A 20,989-nucleotide genomic window follows, 5' to 3' on the forward strand; every position below is an offset into this window, starting at 1 on the left:
ACGTGAGCTGCCCGTTCAATAAGAACCTGGGCTCTACAGATGTGACGGTACACGGAACTTTACCGTGAAAGCTCCAACGGCTTCTCCGTGCCACAATTGCTTAACGCTGAGCATATATTCGGCATCGTCCTCTGCCCGACGTAATTTCTCCAAGTGATCTCTGTCGGGAAGCGCATACTCCAGTTTTAGCCGGAACTTCTGCTCGACCATGACACGCTCGAAACCGTGCGGGGTTTGATCCGCCGACGCACAGTACCCCGTGAACTCATGATGTCTGGCCAATTGATCTCCACTCAGCAGTTCATAGATATTCGCCTCGCGAGTACGCTTGACTAACTTCAACCCGCGGGCGATGGTCCCATCCAGTATCTGTGGGTGGCCATAGATCCGAAGCTGTGCACCGGGGACAAAACGAGCGGCGTCGATTTGCAAATCGAACGGTTCGCGCGTCTGCGGCATCGTCCGTACTTCGAGGTCAATGGCGCCACCGGCTCCGGGTGAGAGGTCCACGACCTCCAGGTTGCGGTAGGCGACATTGTTCGAGTTACGGATGAAATTCAGATAATCGGAGATGGAAGCGATGCATGTGTGGTCCGGAGCGGGATCGAGCGCGCTCGTGACAACGACAATCAAGCAGTAGTGACCTGGTCCAGGGATCAAAGCCTTGGGAAAGATCAGCGGACCGGCGATTCGAAGAGAACGCGGGGCTATTCCGGTCTCGAAGAGGGTGCCGATATGAGTCCACGAGACCGGCGTGCCGAACGTCGTGGCGGAAGAAAAGTAGACGTTGATCGTCGCATCGTCGGGAGCTGCCCCACGGTTTTGGAGCCGCACGTAAATAAAGTTATCCTGACCAGAGGCGACATTTTGCGACAGGGTATCATCGTTAAGATTCGCAAACTCCGGATCGGGATTTGCCGAGCGGGCCTGTCGATTAATGATGTCCGGGCTCGCCCACAGATAAGGCCACGGATATGGTTCTACTCCCGTGTCCGCAAGATTGTCCCGCACGTAGACGTCCGGCCCAATACCGACCGCGTTGAAAGCGTTCTTGACTTGAGATAGCACAAAGAGGTCACAGGGGAACAGATCAAGGCACGCGTCCAGCATGGCTTCTCGGAAATCAAGAAATGTCTTTTCGTTGTTTGCCCTACCAGCCCAGATTGTTGCCATACAGTGATAGAGCATCTGCTCGGCCGCTGTCTGGCCGATACCGGTCACTGCGATGTTGCTGATGCGATGCGTCCCGCCGTTTGTGAGTAAGTAGAACAGATGGTTAATGATTCCGGCGTTAGCGTGAACTCCGCCATTGTCCCAGGTGCCGATATATCGTCGGTTATAATGGCTGGGGGAATGGCCGTCTGAATAGCTCGCCTGGGCGCGCGCTTCCGTGGAATTGTCCCATTTGTCTCCGTTGGTTGGATCCATCATGTTGCGGGCGGCCGGCGCGGAGGCTTGCTTCAACCAACTCTCTTCAAACACGAGCCAGTCACCGGTGATGAAGGCAGCGAAAATGTCACAGATCGCCTCCTTCAACGCGCCGCTTTCACCGCTTCCCTTCAGGTTCGATGTCGCTGCTTCATAAGCGTGGCTAAACTCGTGAGCGACCCAATCCTTGCAGGAGCAATAGTCAAAAGACGACATATCGCCATCACTGAGGCCGATAAGTGCCACGCCAGGGCTGGACGCGCTTCTTGGAATATTTCCAAAAAATTCTCCGAACTTGGCGGTCTGGTAATGGACCAATGTCTCGAAGTTACCCCCGTTGTCATCCCAGCTATTGCGACCGTGGTGGAGTTGGAAGTAATGCCACACATCTGCTGCGTAGCGATGGGCATCGACTTCAGGCCCCTGGTTTGCCTCGCGCGGCGATGTGGTCCGATCATCCCAATTGTTGTCTTGATCTTCCGAAGGCTTAGCCCCAGCGTCGTCGGTGATAATTTCAGGACCACGAGGGGTCTGTGTTACGCGGGTCGTGTCGCGAAGCTGATACGTAGGCTGTGTTCCGGTGTCATCCCGCCAGGTGTTAAGTTCCCCATCTCCGGAATAGTACCCTCTTCCCCTCCCGTTTGTCGGCGCCCCTGATGGGACATTGTCGTAACAGACCAGCACCTCTCCCGTCATAGCATCCACAGAAGCGATCCACTGTGGTAAGGGGCCCGGCTCTCCGGTTTTTCTACCCAAGGCAAGCTCCCAAACCAAATGCGCCCTTCCCTTGTGGCGATAGACAAGCAATTCAGCTTGTTGCTTTGGAAGATCCGGGAGTTTAATGCGCTTGTTGGCGGCTTCCACCGCTTCTTCAACGCTCACGTGTGGCTCGAGCGGGACACTGGCCAGATCAGGAAAGAGGTGATTGTTGATCGTGTCGAGGATCCCGTCCTTCGAAATATGAAATCGCACGGTGCCGCCATAGACGCGGTAACAGTTGTGATATTGCTGGAGAATGAGATGCTTACCCTCCCGGAGATCCGAATGTGCCGCAAGAATCTTCAACCGGGCAATGTCGATATCTCCGATATCTCCAAACAGATCGCGGTGTGCTTTCAAGAATCGCAAGACTGACGACGACAAAGCCTCTAAGCCTTTGTTCTCTATTCGATCCAGGTTGCCCCGCAAATGACGAATGACGTCTAATCCAGAGTCATACCGGAATCGCAAGGTCGGATCGCGTCGTAGAAGTTGGGAAAGCGCTTCCGTGCCTCTCATGACGTCTCTCCTATTGAGACACGTAACCGAACACTGTGCAGCAACCTGGAACCGAAAACCGCCTGTAAAGACTCGTGCACTGTGAGCTCCATAAGACTAAGACTGACGAATACAAAAGGTTTCTCGAGCTATTCAGTATCAAGAAGCCTGCTCTCCTTTTGCGCATCGCCACTCTGCTGTGCGCCAGGAACATTAGGGCTTTGGAGCCAGCGGACCCGGAGGTACAGGACCCGGAGGTAGTACCTTCGGAACAATTTTGAAGGCAATGTCCTACTTAATGGGTAAAACGGTTGCTGCTACGGTGGAGCCCCGGGAGGTGTTCTCCTGGGGCTCGACGACGATCGACCTGTCATTGCCAACGAACGGACCTGCGTCTGGGTCATTCATCGGTTGCGCTGGCCAATGGGCGTGGCCGGCCCAGCCTGTGGCGCGCGGCACCTCTCCGCGCGGCGCGAGCGCGGGACGGTACGCTCTCGGTGCACGGCCTGCGCGTCGCGTGTCTCGCTTCGCACCGGCACGGCCCTGGCAGACTCGCGGCTGCCGCTTCCCACGGGGGGCTCGCGATCGGGCTTGTTCGCATCGGCCTCTCGGCACGCGCACTCGCTCGGGAACGTGTCGTGAGCCGCCCGAGCGCCTGGGAGCTGGGGCATCGGCTGCGCGATGCGCTCAAACGCGAGGTCCTGGCCCGGAAGCTGCGCGGGCGGCTCGACGTGGACGAGACCTACGTCGGCGGCCGGCAGAAGGGCAAACGGGGACGGGGCGCGGCCCACAAAACCGTGGTGATCGGGCTGAAGGTGCGCGACGGCCGGGTGCGGTCGCTCGTGATCCCCTCGGTCGCCTCCGCCGAGATTCCCAAGAGCCTCCAGGGCCACGTCGCCAAGGGGGCGCGGCTGTTTACCGATGCGCTGTGGAGCTCCCGCCGGGTACGCGGCTTGGGCGACCGGCACCGGCGCGTGGCCCACTGCCGACGCTTCGTGCGCGGGCAGACCCACACCCAGAGCATCGAGGGCCATTGGGGCCATGTGAAGCCGAATCTCGTGGCGCGTCATCGCTCGGTGTCGCCCAAACACCTGCAAAGATATCTCGTGGAGGCCGACTTCACGCATCGCCTTCCCAAAGACACTGACTTCATCGCACTTATGCTCCACCGTCTGCTTGCACCAACTGCGGTTTTACCCAGACACGAGGACGTTGCCACTGGATAAGCCTCGTGGTTGATCGTACTCTTTGGAGCGACAGCAACCTGCGGGCTTTTTTCTGGGCCTTCTGGCTCGATGGAGGCAATGCCCACAAGTCCGTTTGAATGGAACCTCTTCGTCCTTGCCATCGTTGCCGTGATCGGGGCCTCCACAACCTATTGGCGGACGCACCGCCATAACCGGTAGCGTGCAACGAAAGGTGTCCGCCCTTGTCATCTCGCGCTCTCTTGACAGACTCAAGAGACACCATCACGTCGCATGAAGCAGCCCAGAGCCAAACCGGGTCTCAAATTCCTTGGCTGGTAGCGAAGAGCTAGTCGCTTGGTTCGTTGCCTTTCCCCTCCGTCTTTTCAAGAGAACCGCTCGCTGGACGCGGTACCATGGAATTCGGACAGCGCGTGAGGTGTTGTGTGCGTCTTCGAATTGTTGTAAGCTTCCCTGAGTCAGAAGAGCTTTTAGCAATCGAGACTGACATTCAACAGAACCGAAAGAGCCTATGAATCCCACAAAGCCCAACCTCAAGGATCTGATCCGAGAGGGAGTCCGCACAACAATCCACAACACCCTCGCTTCGGTCATTCAGGAAGTGACGGAAGAGGAACTGCGCGCCGCTTTTCGCGACCCTGCCTTAAAAGAATCTCTCATGGAAGTCATCCGCCTCGAAATTCAGCAGGCCTTTGAAGAACTCAAGAAGAACGGAAGGCCCAAGCCGCTACACAAGCGTTAGTGGCGCCTGCCTCCCGTTGTCCCTTCGGCCTTCCGGTACAACAGCAGGTGGATGACATCGGGAGGAGGGAGGGTGTCTGCGTTTAGCGCCTTGAGAATCTCCCTCTTGGCCTTCCCGGTCAGCTTCGCGGGCACCGGTTGAACCGGCCTGTTGTCGTCGGCCTCGGCTCTTCCCACCGTTTCTCCTCTCAACCTGCCCTCTCGCTTTCCCTGGCCTCCTGGCTTCGCCCCTGGTTCCTTCTGCCGGCGCATTGTTTAGCGCCTGCTACACTTCCCTAAGACCGTTTCTCTTCGATCTCTTGGCCGTTGAGCCGAGAGAGGACCAGCACCTATTTCAGGAGGATCCCTATGTGGCGTAACCCTTTGTCCTTGCTGGTTCTGTTGCTTGTCGCTTTCGCGTCTGGATGCACCGCTCTGTCCGACACGGCCTCGCCGCCTGCTGAGCCGAGCGGCGTGTTGCTGACGGTCCTCCCGGAGGCCACCTTCTTTTATGTCGACCGGCTGTCGCTTTCGAAGGACCCGGAGGGCCGGCTGTGGCTCCGAAATGGGCACCCCTTAGCGGCTTCGAACGGCCTCCCATCCGCGGAGACTTCTCGGATTCTAATCGGTCCCGCCGGCGAACCCCTGTTGACTCGTGGAGACGGTTCGTGCGTCGGCCCTGCGTGCGAAGCGTCTTTTCGTTCTGAGCGGGAGTAAGTGCCTCTTCCCCTCACCCTGACCCTCTCCCACAACGGGGAGAGGAAAATGGGGAGAGAGTGGGCCGCGGTCCTCGTGATGGGAGGGTCGCGGCCCGATGGCGTGAGCGTTGAGGCGGCCGTGTCACTCTGGATGGGCACAGTTCCAGAGATTTCCCTTGTGCTCGCGGCTGTCTGCCTGCAACCGACGAGCCATCGGCCGGCTCCGTGCCCCGCCGGAGGGACTCCACGTTACGCCGCTTTCTTGAGTTCGGCCGGCCGCTGGGCGATGCCTGCCGGAGCTTGGGGTCTCTGCATCGCGGCAGTCTCGGAGGTCTCGTCCTCCATGGTTTCGACGGCAATCCACACCGCCAGCATCCCGAACAACGCGAACCCTGCCATTGCGATTCCCCATGCGATGTCCATGGTGGCGTCCCTCCTGGGTCACCCCCACCTTCCCCTCCCCCTTGAAGGGGGAGGGTCTCGGGGAAGGGGCGATGTTCATGATGTGATATCGGGTCGCGACCGAAGACTCATGTGAACTGTTTGAGCATTGGTCATCGACCTTATCCCGCCCACTTGCTGAACGACACGCCTTAGGTTGAGCAACCGCCGTGCCATCGCGTCAGCAAAAATCTGACATTTTGCCGTCGGGCAAGAATGCGTTGATGTTGCAAAAGGATGGGCTCGGTCGAGCGGGACAGCGCGGTGAGTGATCAGACCTGATGGACCAATGGACCGTATCGAATTCAATAACCGAGGTTATCTAGATAGATACAGTGTGGATAGAGGCCTTATGCCCGCCCTGCTACTGGTGCAGGTGCTTCATGGCGGCGGCGCAGAGGATGATGAAGAAGCCGATCCAGAGGGCTGCTCGTTGGTAGGGGATCGCTTCATAGCCCTCTTCCTTGTCTTCTTCCTCGGCTTCGGCGCCTGGGTTGGAGAAGATGACAGTGTAGAGGAAGAGGGTCAGGAGACAGAGAACGAGAAAGAGCTTGATGAAGAACACCGTCAAATATTTTGCATGGTGATTGACGGCTTCACCCGTCTGCGACAACAGCAACTGATTGACGTAGTGCAGATTAATGCCGCCGGTGAACAACAGGACAACCAACAACGTGCCCGCGACCTTCTTGTACTGCTTGTAGAACGCGTCAGTGATGGGTTTGATGTATTCCTTGGGGACCGTCTTCTTGAGGCCCGGCGTCACGGCCATGACGAGAAAGGCGAGCCCGCCGATCCAGATGACAGCGGACAGAAGGTGAAACCAATGGTTGATGATAGGGATGAGCTGATTGATGTCAGTGAGGAGACTTTGGAGTGCGTCCATTTAGATTTTGAAGACCGGCGCGTCGTTCCCAAAGCGTTTTTTCCGCAGCTCTTCCATCAGCTCGACGGTAACGACCGGGATGCCTTGTTCCCGGGCATGGCGTTCGACGCCCTTTTTGACCATGGCGCGCAGGAAGTAGGGAATGCGGTTGAGCCTGGTCTGCGCCGCTTCGTCCCACTCGATTGCCGTCTCTTCCGGCGTGTTGAAGGCGACGCGCACCTTCTCGCCCCCCTTCGGCGTGTAGAGGCACCACTGGTCTTCGTCGAGCCAGTCGCCGTGGTCCACGTAGGGCCGCGCGCGGCAGCCGCCGCAGATCTCGCTGTATTCGCAGTCGCCGCATTTTCCTTTGAGGTGGGGATAGCGGAATGAGTCGAAGATGTCCGACTGCTCCCACAGCTCGGCAAAGCTCTTCTCGCGGACATTGCCGGCCGAGAGCGGCATGTATGGACAGGGTGTGAGCTCGCCGTTCGGGGTCACGCGGGCGTAGTTGGTACCGGCCAGACATCCGCCGCCCATGTAGCCGGTCGCCTTGGTGATGGGGGAGTTGGGGTCCTTCTCGTAGGCCAGCCGCTTGAAGTGGGGGGCGCAGCGGGCCCGTACCAGCATGTCCTTGTACCTGTCCTGGCATTCGACCAGGTAGCCCAGCACTTCCTCGTATTGGGCCGGGGTGATGTCTGTCAATTCTTCGCCGCGACCGGTGCACACCATGAAGAAGACGTTCAATACCTTGGCGCCGAGAGCGTGGGCCCACTTGACGACGTCCGGCAACTCTTTGTAGTTCATGGGCTGGGCGCTGAAATGGATTTGAAATTGAAGCCCGTTCCGCTTGCAGGCTTCGATCCCCGCCATCGCGCCTTTCCACGCGCCGGGCAGGCCCCGGAACCGGTCGTGCTTTTCGGGATCGAGCGAATCGATGCTGATCCCGACGCCCATGACGCCGATCTCCACCAGCTCTTTCGCCACCCGGTCGTTGATCAGCATGCCGTTGGTGCCGAAAACGACCATGAAGCCGAGTTTCACGGCGTGCCGGGCGATGTCCAGAATGTCGGGACGGGTCAGCGGCTCCCCACCCGTGATCACCAGCAGGCAGCTGTTGTTGACCTCGGCGATCTGGTCGATGAGCCGGAAACATTCCTCGGTGGTCAGCTCATCGGCGCCGCCGCCGGCTTTGGTGGTGGCGTCGAGATAGCAGTGCGCGCACTTGAGGTTGCAGCGTTTGGTGAGATTGAGCGCGACGAGATAAGGCTTGAAATCATCCACGGTCCGGCCGTCGCGCGACCCTTCCGCGGCACCGGGCCCGGGAGCGAACCGCATGATCCGCTCTCCGAGCGATCCACGCATCCTCGCCAGGTGTTGCGGGCCATTGATGATCGGCAGCGACTTACCCATAAGCTAGGGACAACGTGGAATTGGGAATGAGAACCGGGGAATACTGAGAAAACTCTTCGGACAATTCCACATTTTCAGCTTGAAGTAGTTTTGCCCGTGAGGTTGGCGATGATGTCCTTCAGGTTGCCGGTCTTCATCGCCTCTTGCATGAAGCCCTTGGCCTGTTCGATTCCCTCGTTGGCGACTTCGAGCGTGATCACGGTTGTGCCGATCTTATCGGCGTGCTTTTGGATCAGCGCGCGGGTGCAGTCGCGCATGAAGCCTTCGGGCGCCCGTTCCAGCCTGGCCTGGGCCTCAGGCGTCCAAGTGTACGGCGAGGCCGGCTCTGTAGGGCTGTTTCCATTGCTGTGGTCGCTCTTGGCCGGGCCGGATTCCCGGGTTTCGGAGACCACTGCGAGCTTGGCTTCCGCGGACGGCGCCGTGCCGGCGCCTTTGTTGGCGAAGATGGGTGTATAGTCCTCCGCCGCGGCTTCCTTGATCATCGGGGCGGCGAACTCCAACGTGATCGTCGTCATGCCGAGCTTACGGGCGCTCTTCTCGATCTTCGCCTTTGCGCGGCGACGCTGGAACCCGGCCGGTACCGCCCGGATGGCTTCCTTGGCGTCCTTGGTCCATTGCATCGGCACGTCGTCGTACGCCACATCGGTTTCCAACCCGCCTTCGGCCTTGGCTGCGGCCTCGAAAATGCTCTTGTCCACCTGCTTGAAGCGATCGCCGGTTGCGCCACAGACCGGACACTTCACCGGCGTGTCTCCCTTGCCGATGTAGCCGCAGCCGTCGCAGACGAAATAGTTCTGGCTCATCCGGTCCAGGTAGGCCTGCGTGCCGGCGCTGACTTTCGGCTTCTCCTGCACGATCTCGGTCATCATGCCGCTCAGGGTGGAACCCATGAGATCCTTTGCCACTTCGTCGTCCGCCTGCATCTTGTTTCGGTCGATGCCGGCGGCTTCGAGACCGGCCCCGAGCGCCTTCATCGCTTCCATGGCGCCCTTCGGCAGGATGTGGCCGACGGCGGCGTCCACCACCGAGTTGCTGATGATGGTGTGGCCCTTTTCGATCGCATAGCGGTGGATGGCGGTCTTAGCCACTCCGCGGGCGAAGATGGGGATCTTCTCCATCCGGCGCAGAGCTTCTTCGGTCCAGGCGATGGTGTACTCGGCCTGGGTGTCGATCGGCGGCACATGCTTCCGGTTGGAGATCAAGATGTTACAGGGGGCGCTGCGCAGGAGGTTCTCGGTGTTGCTCCCGATGTCCATGTCGTCGTCGCTGTGGACGCCGATTCGGCCGACAATCAGGAGCCACGGAATGTCCTTCCGGACGTACTGGATGATCTTTTCGAAGGCCTTGCCGTCCAGCAAGGTGGTCTTGAGGTCGGTCTGCTCAGCCTGCGCCAGCTCGCGCGAGATATCTAAGTGAGACTGATAAATCTTGGCCAGGCCGCTGTCAATGATTTCCTCGTGGAGCTTTTCCTGCTCCTTGAAGCGAAACACCTTGCCGGCTTCTTCGTTCAGCACCCCGGCGATGCTGTGGAAGGCGGCGTAGTGGAAGTAAGGATCGAAGGCCGAGATGGCCTCGACCGGTTTGTTCAGCGCCTTGCCCAACGTGATGCCGGTCATGAGCCCGCCGAAAGAGTAAGGGCTGCCGTCCACCGCCACGACGATTTTCCCGCCCGTCATGGGCTGCGTCTGCTTGACGATGAGCATGTCGGAATTACGGACGCGGCGGGCAAGCCGTTCGGTGTTGCTGCCGATGACACTGTCCTTAACGGCCCCAACCCCCAGCGCTCCCATAACGACCAGGTCATAGCCGTTGGTATTGATGTCTTCCGCCAGGACCTTCCAGTTTCGGCCCTCCAGGGAGCGCCGTTCCAGAGGCAAGTTGGCTTCGGAGCATTTCTTTTCAACGTAATCCAGGTAGGAGTCAGTGATGATCTGCAATCCGCGGGTGATCAAGGAGTCGTGGATCTGCCGCTGCCGATCCAGCTCTTTTTCGTCGTGATATTCCTCGGGAAGGCCGGCCTCCATCTGCTTGAACCGCTTATCGTGCATCTTGGCCGCATAGACGTGGCTGCCCACGATCTTGGAGCCGAAGGTTTTGGCGAGCTGAATCCCGAGGTCAACAGCCATATTGGAATGGTCCGAATTGTCGACCGGGATGTAGATCGTCTTGTACATCGAGGCGCCTCCTTCAGGAACCCATCGGCCCGGAGACTCTAATCCCAAGAAAATCCAAACAAAAATGGTCCTGAGCCGAAATGAGCAGGCATGATAGCACCGGAATTGCGGGGATTGCAAGGGACATATCGGAAGAGAAGGAACGGGTCCTGGCGCCACCCAGCCCATCCGTCCTCGCTCCCCGCCCACACCCGCCGGGCGGGTACCCGGGGACCCCGCGACGAGGTACCCGTTGCTCGGGGCACCCATTGCTCTCTCGCGGTTGCAATGCGTCCAGGCAACGGGTCAGGGGCTCCCAGGGTGGCGCCACCTACGAAAGGGAGGAACGTGTAAACGGAAAAACTAGCCAGCCGAGGTCATAGCAGGTTTCTTCTCTGAAGGCGTTGTGGACTGGGGCGATTTGCGGGAGCGGAGGATTTCTTCGAGGGTCAGGAGCGCATCGCGGCCGGAGTTGCCTTCGATGCCGCGGATGAGATTGCCATCCGCGTACTTGGCTGTGGACTGAGCCTGAGAGAGGGAGCCAGTCCAGGCTCGGGGGTCGCGACTCCCGTGTTTTCTTTCCCACGCGGCCAGGCAAGCCTTGGCAATCAGCTTGTTGAGCGGCGCAGGATTATACAGGAGCTTCCGGATGCTGGTCGGGGTGAGCATGAGGGGATTGTACCCGGCGGACAAATAGCCCTCTTCCAAGAGCCGGTGCTCCAGGTCGGTGTTTGGCTGAATGCCCAGGAAGAACATCAGCGGGAAGACCCGGTCTTCTCCCAGGATCGAGGCCACCACCTTGTATGACTCAATGCTCTGCAGCAGAGTTTCCTCGGTTTCCTGGGGAGAATTCAGCGAGTAATTCAGGATGACCTTGCCCCTGAATCCCGCTTCGGCCAGGTACCGGCAGCCGTCATAGAGGCGTTCCAACTTGAAGCCCATGTGCAGGTTGTTGAGGATCTCCTGGGAGCCGGAGGTGATGGCGACTTCCAGGTCCCCGACCCCCGAACGGACCATGAGCTTGGCGAGGTCCGGGGTGATCAGCGAGGTGCGGATGTAGCCGGACCATTCGATCTCTAATTGCTCCTTGATGATCCGCTCCAGGATCTCCGTGCATTGCGGGTAGGCCTCCTTACCCGTGATGAATTGGGCATCCGTAAACCAGAACCGGCGCGCGCCCCATTGATGATAATGCTGCGAGATGTCCCGCACGACCATCTCCGGCGGTCGATAGCGGACCCGCTTGCCCTCGATATACGGATAGAGGCAAAAGGCGCAATCATAGGGGCAGCCTCGCTTGGTCTGCACGCCGATCGCCTCGCCGATGTAGTCGGTGTACTGGGGGAAGATCGAAGTCAAATAGGGGAGATCGACCGTCAGGGCATCCAGCAAGGCCGGTCTGCTCTGCTGGCCCTTGGCCACGCGGCCGTTCTCGCGGATGATGTACCGCTCGCCGTCGAGCGGGTGCCCCTCGATCACCTTGAGAAGGGCGTCCTCGCCCTCGCCCAGGATGCCGATGGTGCCTTCGGGCAGTTTCTCGATCAACTGATCCGCGAAGGCGGTGAAGGCGCCGCCGCCGATCATGATCTGCGCCTTCGGAAATTCCCGCCGGATCAGCCAGGGGTAGGACAGGTTCGCGTGGATGTGGCGGTAATACCGGTAGAGCTGCTTCAAGCCCTCGACGGAAGCCGCGATCCGCTTGAGCGGATTGCTGGCGAAATAAAAATTGAAGGCATGCTCCAGCGAAGCGTCGCCCTCGTGTGGGGAAAAGATCTGAATGTCGCGCCAGGAAAAGCAGACGAGGTCCGGTCGAAAGGCAGAGGCCGCGTCGCGCAATACACGCGCGCGCGCTCGCTCCGGATATAGCGACAGGTCCAGGATGCGCTGCCGCACCTCCGGCTTCCGCCGATGGATAAAATCCGCCAGGTAGGTCACCCCGATGGGATAGACCTTCTTGCACGGCAGAAAAACGTAAAGAATAGAGTTCATGAGTAGCTGGTAGCGAATAGCCAGCAGCGAACAGTTCTTCGGGCCAGAGCTATTGGCTATTCGCTGTTGGCTATTAGCTATTTGATGGCCACATGGATCGCGACGATGCCGCCGCTGAGGTTGCGATAGTCCACCTGCCGGAACCCGGCTTCCCGCAACAGCGCGCTGAACCGTTCCTGATTCGGAAAGGTTCGGATCGACGCCGGGAGATAATGATACACTCCGGTCTTGTCGTGCGCGACCAGCGTTCCGATGCAGGGCAGGAGCCGGAACGAGTACCAATCGTAAAGCTTCAACAGCCACGGCCGCACCGGCTGGGAAAACTCCAAACACACGAACCGGCCGCCCGGCTTGAGCACGCGACGGATCTCGCCGAGCGCCTGCCGCAGGTTGCCGACGTTCCGCACGCAGAAACCGGCCGTGACGGCGTCGACACTCTCGTCCTTGAAGCCCAGGTCCTCCGCGTTGGCGCGGAGACAAGGAATGCGGTGACTCAAACCCCGGCGAGCGACCTTCCTCGCGCCTTCCCGGAGCATGGCGTCATTGAGGTCCGTCGCCACGACGTAGCCCTTGGATCCCATGCGGCGCTCGATCAGCAGCGCCAAGTCGGCGGTGCCGGCGCCGATATCGAGCGCCCGGCCGTCTGTGACGGGCGGAACCAGCGATGCCGCGATTCGCTTCCACCGATGATGCAGCCCGAAGCTCAGCAGGGAATTGTTCAGGTCGTAGAAGCGGGCGATCGCCGTGAACATCCGCTGCACGGCCTGCTCACGAGCGGGACCGGACCATTCGGACACGGCGCAGGCCGATCGTTCAACCGGTGCCGCGGGTTTTTCTTCGAGTTGCAGCATGCGCGATGGTGGCACCCGCCTCTGGGCATTGTCAACCGCGACGCTGCAGATAGGAACACAGGATAGGCAGGACATGGAGCAACGGTTGCTGCACGGCTGGATGCCGCCGCAAGAGCGCAGACAGTCCGGCCACTGCCTTGGCCGTCCATGCCTTGCCGTGCGATTCGAGTGCGTTCCATGCCAGCGCCAGATCTCCGGGGCGGTCTTCTGCCAAGACCTCAAAAATCTGCGCGGCTTGCAAGAGATCCTTGTCGGATTTGGTCCTCGTCGAAACGTCGCGGGTTCTCGACACGATGAGCTTGTGAAAGGCAAACCGGGCCGGGGCTGGCACATTCACCAACACGCCCTGGCCATCCACCAACGCGCCTCGTTCGCATCGTTCGATCACATAGCCCAGGTAGGGAAGGGGTTGAGCGGCGATGTTGAAGCGACGAATGAACACCGGGGCGACGTTTCGTCGATGCTTGAGGGGGGTAACAAAATCCACGCGGAGGGCCGATCCGCGGACCTTGAACGAGGTGGAGGGAGACTTAGGATTGAGCGCGGGAATGGGCAGGAATCCCATTTTCAAGGCATCCAGAGTTTTGGGAATATCGGCGTGAAGGTCCGGTACGGCAATGTCGAGATGGAGTCCACCGGCGATGTCAATATCCTGCGTTTTGACGGCATGCCGTGCCCATCGAACGCCCAGTAGGTTTCCCAAGACCGTAAATGCGTGAGTGTCGATCAGCACTCCTCCCAGATGAAACAAGCCGCTCTCGGCCAGCGCCTTGATCACCCTCGCGACGGCCGAATCCGTTGCCAGGGCTCCGCCAGCCCGAAGCTGGGCGCACAGCCGTTGAATCTGGGCGACTTCGGCTTCCCGTTCACCGCGCTGCTCCTGGAAGCGCGGCGACGACCTTGTCGAGCGCCGGCGTCCGTTTCCCGACGTAGCGTTGGCGCAACACCCCACCCGGGTCGGAATACTGGAAATAATAGTAGGTCTCGTCCTTGATGGTCTTCGTGACAAAACAGCCGGGAACCCGGCCGATGGAACGGCGGGTTTCCAGGGCCGTAAGCTGTTCCAGCAGTTCGGCGTACAAGGTCTGTGTTTCGAGGGGCAGGCGTTCCATGGATTTTTCAGGGAGTATAGTTATACGTAGAATAGACCGACTCTACGTATAACGCAAGAGAGATTGATACAAGAGAGTGGCTTGGCGAAAAGGCAGCCCAGGTATCCTATAAGATATAAGAAGTGCGGGGATAACCACGTTGACTTTTTTTATTGTTCCTGCACATCGTTATGCTTGGCAGAGGCTCGGGAGATTCCTCATTTCCTGATGCAGTGATGCCTAACGGCGACCAAATAGGAGAAGAGCTCAGGAAGCTCAGATTGAGACTGCTTGATCTCACCTCACGCAACCGGCTTCTTAATTTCAAACCCTCCGTTGCCAAAAGCCTTCAAGTCGTGGAGGCGATTCCCAATGCGGTGTACGATCGCCTTCTCGACGGTGAACCCTGTACGTTTATCCCCGTCCCTGATCCGTCACCGGCCGAGTACGTTCTTCACGAAGGACGACGCGTCAAACCGGACGTGCGCGAGTACGCAAGGCAGCGGGGAATAGACACCGACTTCGAACTTCCGAGTTATCGGCAAAATGTTCCGGCAACCGGGGCAGAGGGAAAGCGGCTGCGGGCTCTTTATTATCCAGAAGATCTGGAACGGCAATGTCGGCGCATTGCGAGGGAAGCTCAGAGTGCCATAGAGGAAACCGGGACTAACATGCTGTACCTGGTTTTTGGATTCCTTGAGTTCTATGAATCCGATGATGCAGACCGGCCCCTCAATGCTCCTCTCCTTGCCATTCCGGTGAGCCTGAAACGTGGAGGCATCGACCCACATACGCGTCTGTCCCGGTATGACTTGACCTATAGCGGAGAAGAGATCACCGAGAATCTTTCCCTGCGCGAGAAACTCAAACAGGAGTTTGGTATTCATTTGCCCGAATTAAAAGAAGAGGAGCGCCCAGAGGACTACGTCGACCGAGTCCGCCAGGCTATCGCACGCAAACATCGCTGGAGAGTCAAGCGACAGATGATACTTGGACTCCTCTCGTTCGCCAAAATGATGCTGGTTCAGGACATTGATCCGAAGAATTGGCCTGGAGGTCGAGGGAACAGCAAGCTTCTCGAACATCCGATTGTTCAAGGGTTGTTTTTGGGCAACAGCACTGGCGATAGCAATGATAACGATGCGGCCCCTTATCCAATTGATGACCAACGTGAGAACGGTTTCGGTCTCGAGCTTATCTACGATGGAGACACTTCCCAACACCGTGCGTTGATCGATGCGCTTTCAGGGAAAAACATGGTGATCAACGGGCCTCCGGGGACGGGCAAATCCCAAACAATAACTAATCTCATCGCATTGGCCATGCTGAGAGGGAAGAAGGTGCTGTTTGTGTCGGAAAAATTAGCTGCGTTGGAGGTGGTCAAACACCGCCTCGATCAGGCAGGGTTGGGAAACTTCTGTCTGGAGCTTCATAGCCACAAGACCGACAAGAAGCGGGTGGTGGAGGAAATAAAGAAGCGCCGGGATAGCCGGCATGACACCCCACGCGGCCTTGAGGACAAGTTGCGGGTCTTAGATGAACGCAGAAAACGCCTCAAAGGGTATGCCGATTTAATGAACTCCAAGCTTGGTAACGAGCTCGGCCTGTCGGTCTTTGAAGTTCTCTGGAAGGCCGAACACTATCGCAAGAAGGCATCCCTATCAGAATCAGAGGGCAGTTTGGAAGCTTTGGTAGTGGAAGAGGCGCTTCATGCGAACGTGACCCGACTTGATGAAATGCGTCGGGCTATTGCCGACCTCGCGCTACATTACCGTGAAATAGGCTCGTACGGGCCTCAACACCCTTGGTTTGGTTTCTTTCCCGATCGTCTAAATCCTGGAGACAACCTCCGTCTTCGAAGATTCCTTACCGACCTGATCGAAGATACCAGAAGGTTCGATCAAGCAATGCAAGTGTTGCGGCAGAATGCGTTTGCACAACTTCCCGGCAGTAAGGCAGAGCTTCAGGCGTTTGCCCAGTGCGTCCAAGCGCTTGAGGAACCCGGGCCTTGTGTCATAACGGAACTGCTCTCACGGTTCTTTAGCCCAAATGATCCTATGGCACGTTCAGGCCAAATCCTGATCGAGCAGCTTCAGAAGCTTTGTGACGAGGCACGCCATCTGGCGCAGGCGACCGAGAACATGTTGCAACCCGCAGAAGTCATAACTGAAACCACAGTTCGTGAGGTGCAAACCGCACTCCGCGTCTTCCGGTACCAGAGAATTGCCACGCGGACCCTGAAATACATTGAAAAGATTGTGGTAGACGTGCGGAGTGCCGTCACTCAAATCAGAAGAGCGTTGGATTTTTTCCGCGATACTGCCGCGCTCACTGGCCTTCCATTCGACGCGACTGATGCATCTATTCTTTGCACCCATGATATTGTGGCCATTGCCCATCAACTCCCACAGGAACTGCTCGCTTTACGGCATCCTAGGCTCGACCATCCTTTGGCCAGAGAAACCCTGTCGAGAGCACGGGAGCAACTGTCCAATCTGAACCAACAACAGCAAGCTCTTGAGCGCCTCTTCTGGCTTGATGACCAGCCCGATGGGAGTGAACTTCTACAGGCCATCCGCATCCTCAGGCAAGGAGATAAGTGGTACCGGGTCTTTCAGAGAGAATGGCGCTGGGCGTGCCGACTTCACAAAACGCTCTCCCGCGATAAAAATGCGAACAAATCAGCAGCCGACCGGCTGGAGGAGCTGACCGAGCTTGCCAGATACCGTAAAGCGGTCGCGCAGTTTCAACGGAGCCAAGAATACAGCGAAGCGTTCGGCATGCTGTTTTGTGGGATGGACACTGATTTTGGAAAGATTGATCAGTTGGTTACCTGGTGTGAAAAGGCACGCACAACCCTGCTCCGACACGGCCTGAGCTCAGAAGCTCTCGACCTAACAACCTTTGATAGTAGTCGGTTATCCCGACTTGCCTTACGAATGGAGCCTGCCCAAGCCCATTACCAAGAAATGCAGGAAGCGGCTGAACGCATTAACCACGCTCTTCGCGATACGGCGATATATGACGATACTGCAAACACCAGTCACCCTTGGACTGAGCGCCTAACCGCTCTTGAGACGTTCCTAAACGAAATCGAGGCCTCTGTCAGACAGCTAAGGCCACTCGGTTCGTCCACCCTGACGCCAGAGGAAATTCTGAATGCTGTCGATGCTTGCCGAAGATATACCTCGTTGCTGGAGCAAATCGAAAACCAGGCAGACGTTCAGAATCTTCTGGGAGACCATTTTGGGGGGCTCAACACAGATTTCCCGAGCATCTTTGAGACCATCGCATGGGGAAGGAAGGTCATGCGAGCGAGCCTGCCAGACGAAACAAAGGATGCTCTGTTAACCGGTGAAGCCTCTGAACGCCTGGTGAGCCTGAAACAGGCAGCCGCCGACGCGTGGGAGGCCGCCAGCTTCGACGAGCGGTTTGGCGACAAGATGCGACAATGTGGCGACTTCAATTGGGAACAATGGAATTCCGCGGGTTCTCCTGTCGGTAACCAAATTCCGACAGAGGCAATGCGGGCCCGCGCAAGGCTGGCTCTGGACAATATGGATGGTTTGTTGTCATGGGCGCAGTACAACCGTGCCCGAGATGAAATCATTGAACTTGGTCTGAGGTCATTCGCGGAGAAATTAGAATCCGGTGACATCAATAGCGACACCTTCGAGGATGCGTTTTTATACAGGTTTTACGCTTCGATCGCGATATCGCTTTTCGGTTCAAGGTACGAACTCGGACGTTTTTCTGGCATATCCCACGCACAAGTGAGAGAAGAGTTTTCGCGGCTCGACAAGGAAGTCATTTTGCTCCGGGGAAGAGCATGTGCCGCCAGCATCGCCCGCCAAGCTTCTCCTCTCTCTGGAGTTGCAGGCGTGAGAGTCGAAGAGAGAACGGAGATGGCACTGCTTAATCATCTCATGGCCTTGCAACGGCCGCGTACGCCCATTCGACAAATGATTCGCCGGGCGGGGCGAGCTATTCAGGAACTGAAGCCCTGTTTCATGATGAGCCCCCTCTCCGTCGCGCAGTACCTTGAACCAGGCGCTGTCGAATTCGACCTTGTGGTGATGGACGAGGCATCTCAACTGAAGATCGAGGAAGCTCTGGGAGCCATTGCGCGCGGAAAGCAGCTTGTCGTCGTGGGCGATCAGAAGCAACTCCCGCCCACGAGCTTCTTTGACCGGATGATGACCACCGATGACGAACTGGACGAAGGGACTGCTGTAACCACCTCAGAAAGCATCCTGGATATATGTAGCCCTCTCTTTTCGAATCGTACGCTCAGATGGCACTATCGATCCAAACACGAGTCCTTGATCGCCTTTTCCAATCATCACTTCTACGATGGACACTTGATTGTGTTTCCCTCTCCTTATCCAAAATCGAAACGGCTGGGGCTTCGGTTTCACCATATCCAGAATGGGGTCTACCAGAATCGCCAGAACCTCCAAGAAGCGCAACAAGTCGTCGATGCCGTTCTTGCCCACATGCATTCCCGTCCTGATGAATCTCTCGGAGTGGTTACGCTGAACATTACCCAACGCGACCTCATTGAAGAGCTCTTGAATGATCGGCTTAAAAATCATGAGGAGGGAGAAGCCTACAAGGCTCGATGGGAACAAGAGGGTTGGCCATTCTTCGTCAAGAATCTCGAGAACGTCCAGGGTGACGAAAGAGACGTCATCTTCATTTCCACCACATTTGGCCGAGCACCGGGAACGACGGTTGTGCGCCAGAATTTCGGCCCCATCAGCCGACCGACGGGATGGCGTCGGCTCAATGTCCTCTTCACTCGTGCCCGCAGGAGCCTCCACATCTTCTCCTCAATGCAACCGGAGGACATTGTCATTGATGAGAATACCCCGGAGGGGACCAGAACGTTGAAGAACTATCTCGAATATGCCGCGCGGGGGGTTCTCGTAGGTCCGGATATCACTGAACGAGAACCTGACAGCGACTTCGAGGTGGTGGTAGCAGATGTTCTCAAGAGCAAGAGTTACGAGGTGCAACCTCAGCTCGGAGTGGCCGGTTATTTCATTGATATTGCTGTACGGAATCCTGACCGGCCGGGAGAGTTTCTGGCAGCCATTGAATGCGATGGCGCGACTTACCACTCTGGGGCATCCGTGCGTGATCGTGACCGCATCCGGCAAGAAATTTTAGAGAGCCTTGGCTGGAAGGGGAAAATTTGGCGCATTTGGTCGCCTGATTGGTTCCGGAATCCACAAGCCGAAGCCACGCGACTGTTGTCATTCCTTGAAGAGCGCCGCAGGGCGGCGGCACAGGAGCCCACTCCCCACATTGCGGAGGAACATGTTGAGGAGGAGCCAGATAGTACTGCTGTTAGGGAAGGGGCTCCGGTCCAAGTGGACCTTGCAATCCGGCCTGTGGACGAAGACGAAGAGTTGTACGTCGAGGTCGGTGACACAGTAACCTATTGCGATGTCGAGACCCCAACCGAAAGGAAGCAGGTGCTTATCACAGATGCCCCCAGCAATTTCGAGCAAGGCATCATTAATGCGGCGACGCCGTTGGCGAAGACCTTGCTTGATAAAGCTGAGGGCGAGGAAGTAGACCTGGTACTCCCAGGAAGAGGACCGAGGAGACTCCGCGTGCTAAAAATTGATCGGAACAACAGGCGACGACAAGTGTAGTTTTAGTAGACGTTGGCAGGCAAGAGAAACATTCCCTGGATTGGAACCGCGGTCCCATGGGCGAAACCCGCGTCGATCTGCTTCACCTCTTGGAAGACCTTCGCGACGCCTATCCCGGCGCGATCGAGGAGACCATCCTGACCGAGATTGTGGCGAACTCCCTGGATTCCGGCGCCACGCACATCTCCATGCAGACCGACCCCGCGCAAGCGACGCTGACCGTCGTGGACAACGGCGCCGGCATGCAACGGCGCGACCTGATCCGGTATCACGACCTGGCGACGAGCACCAAGACGCGCGGAGAAGGGATCGGCTTTGCCGGCGTCGGCATCAAGCTGGGGCTGTTGGTCTGCGAAGAGGTGGTGACCGAAACGCGCCTGGGCAAGACCCATGTGGCGACGCGATGGGCACTGGCGTCGCGGCATCGGGCGCCGTGGAAATGGATCCCGCCTCCGGGTCTCGTCGTCGAGCGAGGGACCGGCGTCCGGCTCAAGCTCCAGAACGTGCTCTCGCCCCTGCTGGATGAAGGCTATATCGAGGCGACGGTGCGCCGCCGCTATCAGCCGCTCATGGACCCAGAGTTCAGCGAAATCCTCGCCCAGCACTATCCCCGGGGTGTCATGTTCGAGGTGAACGGGCGGTCGCTGGAGCATGAGACCTGGCAGGTGCCCGAAAAAGCCGGGCTCGCGGTGTGCCTCCACGCAAGCGCAAGCCGGCCGCGGTCGAGTATCTGGTCCGGGAGCCGACGCCGTTGTCCAAGGAGCGCCGCGGCCTCGAGATCTGCACGTTCGGCAAGGTCATCAGGCAAGGCTGGGATTGGCTCGGGCTCACTCCGTCGGCGCTGAATCTGATCGGCAGCTGCGTCAAAGCGCCGGCACTGGCCGCCTGCCTCGCACTCAATAAAGGCGATTTCGTCCGCGTCGGTTCTCACGGCGCGATCTATCTCGCGTACCGGAGAGTCTTGCAGGAAGCGGTATTAGCGCAGCTCTCCGTGGGGGACGGATGCGAGCCCGCGGAAGAGGTGCGCCGCCGGGAAGTGCGACCGGTCGAACGCGATCTTGAGCGGGTGCTGGTGGATCTGGCGGAGGACTTCCCGCTGTTGGCGTCCCTCGTGGAGCGACGGGCCGGCGGGCAAAAGCGGCTGCCGATCGGCCGCGGAGGAGAGGCTCAGAACGGGCAAGGCCCGATGGGCGCGACGGTCACTCCATCGGCGGAGGA

14 protein-coding genes are annotated in these 20,989 nt (G+C 58.3%); 4 read left to right on the forward strand and 10 right to left on the reverse strand.

Going from position 1 to position 20,989, the window contains the following annotated elements; translation table 11 throughout:
• Window positions 1-33 precede the first annotated feature (33 nt).
• Window positions 34-2,706: a M4 family metallopeptidase gene (locus ACWHTU_RS02565; protein WP_447861399.1), complete on the reverse strand. Its 2,673-nt coding sequence runs from the start codon at window positions 2,704-2,706 to the stop codon at window positions 34-36.
• Between the two features lie 476 nt (window positions 2,707-3,182).
• Between ACWHTU_RS02565 and ACWHTU_RS02570 the strand changes: the two genes are divergently transcribed.
• Entirely contained in the window at window positions 3,183-3,911 is a 729-nt protein-coding gene (locus ACWHTU_RS02570; protein WP_447861400.1) for an IS1595 family transposase, read from the forward strand.
• 490 nt (window positions 3,912-4,401) lie between these two features.
• A complete protein-coding gene (locus ACWHTU_RS02575; RefSeq protein ID WP_447861401.1) occupies window positions 4,402-4,632 on the forward strand; it encodes a hypothetical protein in 231 nt (76 codons plus the stop codon).
• Here ACWHTU_RS02575 and ACWHTU_RS02580 read toward each other — a convergent pair.
• The 9 genes from ACWHTU_RS02580 to ACWHTU_RS02620 all read right to left on the reverse strand — a co-directional run bounded on the left by ACWHTU_RS02580 (window position 4,629) and on the right by ACWHTU_RS02620 (window position 14,129).
• Window positions 4,629-4,808: a hypothetical protein gene (locus tag ACWHTU_RS02580; protein ID WP_447861402.1), complete on the reverse strand. Its 180-nt coding sequence runs from the start codon at window positions 4,806-4,808 to the stop codon at window positions 4,629-4,631. The two genes, ACWHTU_RS02575 and ACWHTU_RS02580, sit on opposite strands and share 4 nt — an antisense overlap.
• A gap of 749 nt (window positions 4,809-5,557) precedes the next feature.
• The gene (locus tag ACWHTU_RS02585; RefSeq protein ID WP_447861404.1) at window positions 5,558-5,731 is read right to left on the reverse strand and encodes a hypothetical protein; all 174 of its coding nucleotides are present in this window, start codon (window positions 5,729-5,731) and stop codon (window positions 5,558-5,560) included.
• Window positions 5,732-6,113: 382 nt separating this feature from the next.
• Entirely contained in the window at window positions 6,114-6,635 is a 522-nt protein-coding gene (locus ACWHTU_RS02590) for a hypothetical protein (RefSeq protein WP_447861405.1), read from the reverse strand.
• Window positions 6,636-7,949, reverse strand: coding sequence for a radical SAM protein (locus ACWHTU_RS02595; protein WP_447861406.1), 1,314 nt, complete (start codon window positions 7,947-7,949; stop codon window positions 6,636-6,638).
• A gap of 149 nt (window positions 7,950-8,098) precedes the next feature.
• Window positions 8,099-10,198 carry a universal stress protein gene (locus tag ACWHTU_RS02600; protein WP_447861407.1) on the reverse strand — a complete coding sequence of 700 codons (2,100 nt, stop codon included), beginning with the start codon at window positions 10,196-10,198 and terminating at the stop codon, window positions 8,099-8,101.
• 342 nt (window positions 10,199-10,540) lie between these two features.
• Window positions 10,541-12,166 (reverse strand): B12-binding domain-containing radical SAM protein, encoded by a 1,626-nt coding sequence (locus tag ACWHTU_RS02605; protein ID WP_447861409.1) that lies wholly within the window; start codon window positions 12,164-12,166, stop codon window positions 10,541-10,543.
• 77 nt (window positions 12,167-12,243) lie between these two features.
• The gene (locus ACWHTU_RS02610; RefSeq protein ID WP_447861411.1) at window positions 12,244-13,017 is read right to left on the reverse strand and encodes a class I SAM-dependent methyltransferase; all 774 of its coding nucleotides are present in this window, start codon (window positions 13,015-13,017) and stop codon (window positions 12,244-12,246) included.
• 31 nt (window positions 13,018-13,048) lie between these two features.
• Window positions 13,049-13,795, reverse strand: coding sequence for a GSU2403 family nucleotidyltransferase fold protein (locus tag ACWHTU_RS02615; RefSeq protein ID WP_447861413.1), 747 nt, complete (start codon window positions 13,793-13,795; stop codon window positions 13,049-13,051).
• Between the two features lie 88 nt (window positions 13,796-13,883).
• On the reverse strand, window positions 13,884-14,129 hold the full coding sequence (locus ACWHTU_RS02620) for a hypothetical protein (protein WP_447861415.1): 246 nt from the start codon (window positions 14,127-14,129) through the stop codon (window positions 13,884-13,886).
• Between the two features lie 260 nt (window positions 14,130-14,389).
• Between ACWHTU_RS02620 and ACWHTU_RS02625 the strand changes: the two genes are divergently transcribed.
• On the forward strand, window positions 14,390-19,771 hold the full coding sequence (locus ACWHTU_RS02625; protein ID WP_447861416.1) for a DUF4011 domain-containing protein: 5,382 nt from the start codon (window positions 14,390-14,392) through the stop codon (window positions 19,769-19,771).
• 56 nt (window positions 19,772-19,827) lie between these two features.
• The gene (locus ACWHTU_RS02630) at window positions 19,828-20,616 is read left to right on the forward strand and encodes an ATP-binding protein (protein WP_447861418.1); all 789 of its coding nucleotides are present in this window, start codon (window positions 19,828-19,830) and stop codon (window positions 20,614-20,616) included.
• Window positions 20,617-20,989: the final 373 nt, after the last annotated feature.

This window comes from Nitrospira calida, from assembly GCF_976986435.1.

What these genes read in the sequence shown, in the direction of transcription:
- ACWHTU_RS02565 (WP_447861399.1), bottom strand. Translation starts at nt 2,706, where the DNA reads ATGAGAGGCACGGAAGCGCTTTCCCAACTTCTACGACGCGATCCGACC.
- ACWHTU_RS02575 (WP_447861401.1), top strand. Translation starts at nt 4,402, where the DNA reads ATGAATCCCACAAAGCCCAACCTCAAGGATCTGATCCGAGAGGGAGTC.
- ACWHTU_RS02585 (WP_447861404.1), bottom strand. Translation starts at nt 5,731, where the DNA reads ATGGACATCGCATGGGGAATCGCAATGGCAGGGTTCGCGTTGTTCGGG.
- ACWHTU_RS02590 (WP_447861405.1), bottom strand. Translation starts at nt 6,635, where the DNA reads ATGGACGCACTCCAAAGTCTCCTCACTGACATCAATCAGCTCATCCCT.
- ACWHTU_RS02595 (WP_447861406.1), bottom strand. Translation starts at nt 7,949, where the DNA reads ATGCGGTTCGCTCCCGGGCCCGGTGCCGCGGAAGGGTCGCGCGACGGC.
- ACWHTU_RS02600 (WP_447861407.1), bottom strand. Translation starts at nt 10,198, where the DNA reads ATGTACAAGACGATCTACATCCCGGTCGACAATTCGGACCATTCCAAT.
- ACWHTU_RS02605 (WP_447861409.1), bottom strand. Translation starts at nt 12,166, where the DNA reads ATGAACTCTATTCTTTACGTTTTTCTGCCGTGCAAGAAGGTCTATCCC.
- ACWHTU_RS02610 (WP_447861411.1), bottom strand. Translation starts at nt 13,017, where the DNA reads ATGCTGCAACTCGAAGAAAAACCCGCGGCACCGGTTGAACGATCGGCC.
- ACWHTU_RS02620 (WP_447861415.1), bottom strand. Translation starts at nt 14,129, where the DNA reads ATGGAACGCCTGCCCCTCGAAACACAGACCTTGTACGCCGAACTGCTG.
- ACWHTU_RS02630 (WP_447861418.1), top strand. Translation starts at nt 19,828, where the DNA reads ATGGGCGAAACCCGCGTCGATCTGCTTCACCTCTTGGAAGACCTTCGC.